6 protein-coding genes are annotated in these 4,115 nt (G+C 43.5%); 4 read left to right on the top strand and 2 right to left on the bottom strand.

The window, feature by feature from the left end:
* The 4 genes from U9M98_00945 to U9M98_00930 form a co-directional block, all read left to right on the top strand.
* Positions 1 to 359 (top strand): hypothetical protein (locus tag U9M98_00945; GenBank protein MEA2020286.1); only part of this gene is annotated, 359 nt, incomplete at its 5' end.
* 211 nt (positions 360 to 570) lie between these two features.
* Positions 571 to 1,383 carry a radical SAM protein gene (locus tag U9M98_00940; GenBank protein MEA2020285.1) on the top strand — a complete coding sequence of 271 codons (813 nt, stop codon included), beginning with the start codon at positions 571 to 573 and terminating at the stop codon, positions 1,381 to 1,383.
* Between the two features lie 108 nt (positions 1,384 to 1,491).
* The gene (locus tag U9M98_00935; protein ID MEA2020284.1) at positions 1,492 to 1,779 is read left to right on the top strand and encodes a hypothetical protein; all 288 of its coding nucleotides are present in this window, start codon (positions 1,492 to 1,494) and stop codon (positions 1,777 to 1,779) included.
* A 58-nt stretch (positions 1,780 to 1,837) separates the two neighbouring features.
* On the top strand, positions 1,838 to 2,830 hold the full coding sequence (locus U9M98_00930; protein MEA2020283.1) for a hypothetical protein: 993 nt from the start codon (positions 1,838 to 1,840) through the stop codon (positions 2,828 to 2,830).
* Between the two features lie 12 nt (positions 2,831 to 2,842).
* On the opposite strand, the gene U9M98_00925 is transcribed toward U9M98_00930, so the two are convergent.
* Positions 2,843 to 3,280 (bottom strand): hypothetical protein, encoded by a 438-nt coding sequence (locus U9M98_00925; GenBank protein ID MEA2020282.1) that lies wholly within the window; start codon positions 3,278 to 3,280, stop codon positions 2,843 to 2,845.
* 4 nt (positions 3,281 to 3,284) lie between these two features.
* The gene (locus tag U9M98_00920) at positions 3,285 to 3,539 is read right to left on the bottom strand and encodes a hypothetical protein (protein ID MEA2020281.1); all 255 of its coding nucleotides are present in this window, start codon (positions 3,537 to 3,539) and stop codon (positions 3,285 to 3,287) included.
* Positions 3,540 to 4,115 lie beyond the last annotated feature (576 nt).

Raw genomic sequence — 4,115 nt, 5'->3', positions numbered from 1 at the left:
GCTTTATGAATGACGGTAAGCATCCTTGGAGTAAGGGCCGGTATTGGCACGAAAAAGAAGCTATAAAGATGGGGGTGGACTTTGAAAGATTGTTTCTGCCGCAGTGGATCCAAAAGATAGCAAGAATAGATCTTCTAAGGACTTTTACGCAAAGTTTGTTTGAGCGGAAGGTTTATAATAATCCGAGTGCTGATTTTGACCAAATTTACGCAGAAGTTATTAACCGTTGTTATTTAGAAGCTAACCAACAGGAAAACCCTTTTTATGTTCTAGATAACTATCTTGTTGGGAGGCCTTGCAATACAGTAATGTTTAGTGTGGCTAGGACTTTGGTTGATCTGGGCTTGCGGTCTAAGTAAATGCAAAGTGTTTCACAACTTAGGGAATTTCTAAATTTGACACCCCGGTTATAACGTGTTATAGTCCGATATAGTAGTAAAACTTGTACCTAATGCCCTTAAGACCCCCCTTGTGGGGGTTTTTAGTTTTAGGGTGGTGGGTTTTTTTGGCGAAGTGATAACATAGAAGGAGGTTAGTGTGAGGTTTACGCCTATTATCAAGGTGGTTGGTATGGATTGTAATTTGAGATGCACGTACTGTTTTTACGAGACGCCAGGAAGGGTAAATAGTGGCAATTTGTTCCCTATAGGATTGCTGAGGAGTCTCTTCTTCCAGTTACCGGAGGTAAACGATCAGGAAGACCTCCGGGTTATTTGGCATGGAGGCGAGCCGACCTTGGCAGGTCTTTCTTACTTTCGTGAAGCCTTGAAAATTCAGCGGAGTGTAGAGGAGCAGTATGGGTGCACGTTCCGGAACTCTATTCAAACCAATGGTGTGCTTGTCGATGAAGACTGGGTAGAGTTCTTCAAGGAAAATGGCTTTCGTGTAGGAATTAGCGTGGATGGGCCGCCTGCTATTCACAATAGATACAGGAAGACACCGGGTGGGTCAGGCAGCTTCGAGCAGGTTATAAAGGGGTTGAAACTTTGTTTGCAGGCCAAACTTCCTCTCGGGTGTCTAGCCACAATAAACGAGTCTCACGGTGGGGATGGACGGCAACTGTTTCAGTTTTTTGTTGGCCTAGGTGTTAAGAATTTCAGGGCCAAACCCTGCTACGAGGTTGATTCCAGGACTGGAGAACCTCTGCCGTTCTCGACTTCGCCGAGGGCTTATGGTACCTTCTTGGTAGAGCTGTTTGATGCTTGGATCGAGAAGGATGACCCTGCTATCAACTGTGGTCCTGTGGATGATTTCCTTCGTGGGGTTTTGGGCCAGAAAAAGCAGCAGTGCGTGTTCAAAAGGAGCTGTCACTTCTTCGGAGTTTGGCCCGATGGCCTTGTTTACCCCTGCGAGACTCGGGGGTTTTTGAGGAAGCGCGTTTAGGCAATTTGAAGGAGCGTAAGTTGTCCGAGTTAGTAGGCCGTTGGGAGTCGAGGGCACGGTCTTTGGGGGTACACTTCTTACGGGAGGAGTGTAAGATCTGTCCTTGGTATGAAGCGTGTCGCGGAGGATGTGCCCGATACGATGTCTTTCGAGGAGCGCCATCCAACGTGTTTTGTTCAAGTAGAAAGAGAGTATACCGTCACATCGCAGAGTATTTGGAAGGAGGTGAGAAAGGTGGTTGATGCAGATGAAAGTCGGGTAGTAGCAAGGGTGCGTGGTGAAGGTGCCCTTCCTGACGGCTGGGATGATTACGAGGCCTGGCCGAACTCTTGGCATGACGACCTTGATACGGGAGGGGGCCCTTGGCACGACGATTGGTTTGATGAGCATAGCTAGTCGTCGAAGCAGGCATCCATAAACAGACGTTTGTGGATGCCTTTTTATTTTTGATTAGATGAGTTTTAATTTTCTTATTTCAGAGCCTGTAAATAAATTTAACTTTTTTTCTATCCAAACCGGTTGGCATTTTTCGGTAAAGCACCGAAAGCGGAGAATGGAAGGTTTGTTGACGAGGTACGGAGAATTATCTTCTGAGGAAGATAGGGCTTTACGAAAACTGGCTCATCTTTTGAAGAAGCACAGTTTTGGTAAGGGTTTTGTCGGCACGCCTTTTTTTAGAGTAAAGGATGGTTATTCCTACAGTGATTTCGAGCGTATCTTGAACAGAGGGGAGTTTGAGGACTTGGAAGGTTCGCTAGAGATTCTGGATGCCCGATGGAAAAGAATCTGGGGTGAGGAGCAGTCCAAGTTGCTAGACTGGGAAGCCGTGTTTACTCGGGCCTTTGAGGAGGATGTAAATTTGGAGGAAATTTTAGGGATACTTGGAAAGCTGTATTGTACTAAGCCGCGGGAGCGGTATTTCGTTCAACTCTTAATAAGTGCGCCGGGCTCTGGAGGAGGAGGTGCGTGGTCTGGGATTGGAAACGTGATTACTTTGGAGTGCGGCGGCCTTGCTGTTAATGAGGAAAATAAGAAAGATCTTATGGGGACGCTTTTTCATGAGGTTGCGCACTTGATGTCTCGTAATTTCCAAAATGATGTACTCATTCCCTATTTACGATCAAATGATTTTTTTGGGTTTGGTGCGAGGATAAAAAATATACCCACTGTTACTTTTTTTAGCGAAGCTATAGTGCACGCTTTTTTCCCTCGGGGAGTTTTAGGTCGAAACTATCTGGGGATTAGATGTGGCGATTTGTATGAGGATATTTTTGAGGAAGGCAAAAATTATCCTTGTTTGGCTGCGTGGGGGGTATTTGTGGCTGAGCAATTGGGGAGGGTTGCCGGTTCTTACGTTGAAGAAGCCAAGGCACTGGACGAGCAGTTTCTTGATCTTGTGAGGGATACATTGAAGCAATTTTTGGAGATGAGAAGAAATTTTTCCTAGACCTGATGATATCTACCTCTTTTTGTCTTTATATTTTATAGAGAGTTCAAAAAGTTCTTCAGCGGATTTTCCCTTTTTTAAGTTTTCCTTTAGTTCTTCTCGTAGCTTTTTATTTATTGGATATCCCCTACTCTCGGGCTGAGTGAGGGCAGTAAATGCCTCCTTTATTTCGTGAAAGAGATCATGTCCATGTTTATCTTTTTTGGCCGCGAATTTTTGGTGGAAGAAAAAATGATTTAGCTCGTGTTCTATGTTATCTATTTGTCCTTCGAGAGGAGCAAAATAGTTAACCATAAGCCAGCCCTTATTGTAATGGTAGGGAATTATGGGAAATGTGGTAAGATAGACCTTAATCTTATTCAGGCGAATCTTTGTCTCATATAGTTCCTCAAGCTCACTTACGATTGAGCAGCCTTTCTTTTCCCAAGCAGTTTGAAGGGCCTTCTTCACACTGTCAAAGTTTTGTTTGTTTTTTTTTGTAGTATTCTTTGAGGGTTCTTTCTAGAATTTTGCCTTTCTCTTCCTTAGTGAGTTTTTTATTTTTTAAACAAGTTATAATTTCTTGAGGGAGGTGTTTAGAAAAGTACCCGAAGAAGTCTTTTCTATTCATCACCTCTTGGGCATAAGAAGCCCGCTTTGCTAGATAGTTTTTGACGTCCCTAGAGATGTCGTATTCTATTTTGAGTTTAGGATAATTTCCTGTGTTCACACCTTGATATTACCATCTTGTTTTCACCTTGGCAAAATCTCTCTTTTGTATTATAGTTTGGGGGCGATAATAAGTATCACAAACGCCCTGTGCTATACGGTACAGGGTGGCGAGAGATACAAAAGTACATAAACTTGTGAGAAGCCCCTTCCAGAGGGGTGTTTGGTTTTGGAAAGATTGTGTTTGAACCTCTCGAACCAGCTAAGACGGCCGGGGCTATTTTTCAATGCATGCTTCTTGAAGAAGCAGGCAATTTGGGGTACTATTTAGATTAGAATTTGACAAAACTTCCTAGTTATGTTATAGTTTCCGTGAGATTGAGAGAGAGAGTCAGAAAAACGGGAATAAAGATTAGATAAAGCCGCACTTTAACAGGTGCATCGCAGCCCCCCTAAGTTGGGGGTTTTGTCGTTAGGAAAGTCTGATCTTTTCAAGAGTTCTACGAATTTTTACGTAGAGGATCAACGATCGTGATGTCTCTACGTAATGTTTACGGGTAATATGTAGGGATTTGCTAGGTTTTTTGGGGTTTTTCCTTTTCTTTTTTGTGGTGTTCTTTTTTTAACTGGTTTTTGA

This window comes from Patescibacteria group bacterium, from assembly GCA_034659915.1.
GTDB lineage: Bacteria > Patescibacteriota > WWE3 > JAUXAW01 > JAYEID01 > JAYEID01.
Note: the sequence above shows the minus strand (reverse complement) of the source record. Positions and strands in the feature narration are given on the sequence as shown.

Coding starts and splice junctions, on each gene's coding strand:
- U9M98_00930 (MEA2020283.1), top strand. CDS start 1,838: ATGAGTTTTAATTTTCTTATTTCAGAGCCTGTAAATAAATTTAACTTT.
- U9M98_00935 (MEA2020284.1), top strand. CDS start 1,492: ATGAAGCGTGTCGCGGAGGATGTGCCCGATACGATGTCTTTCGAGGAG.
- U9M98_00940 (MEA2020285.1), top strand. CDS start 571: ATGGATTGTAATTTGAGATGCACGTACTGTTTTTACGAGACGCCAGGA.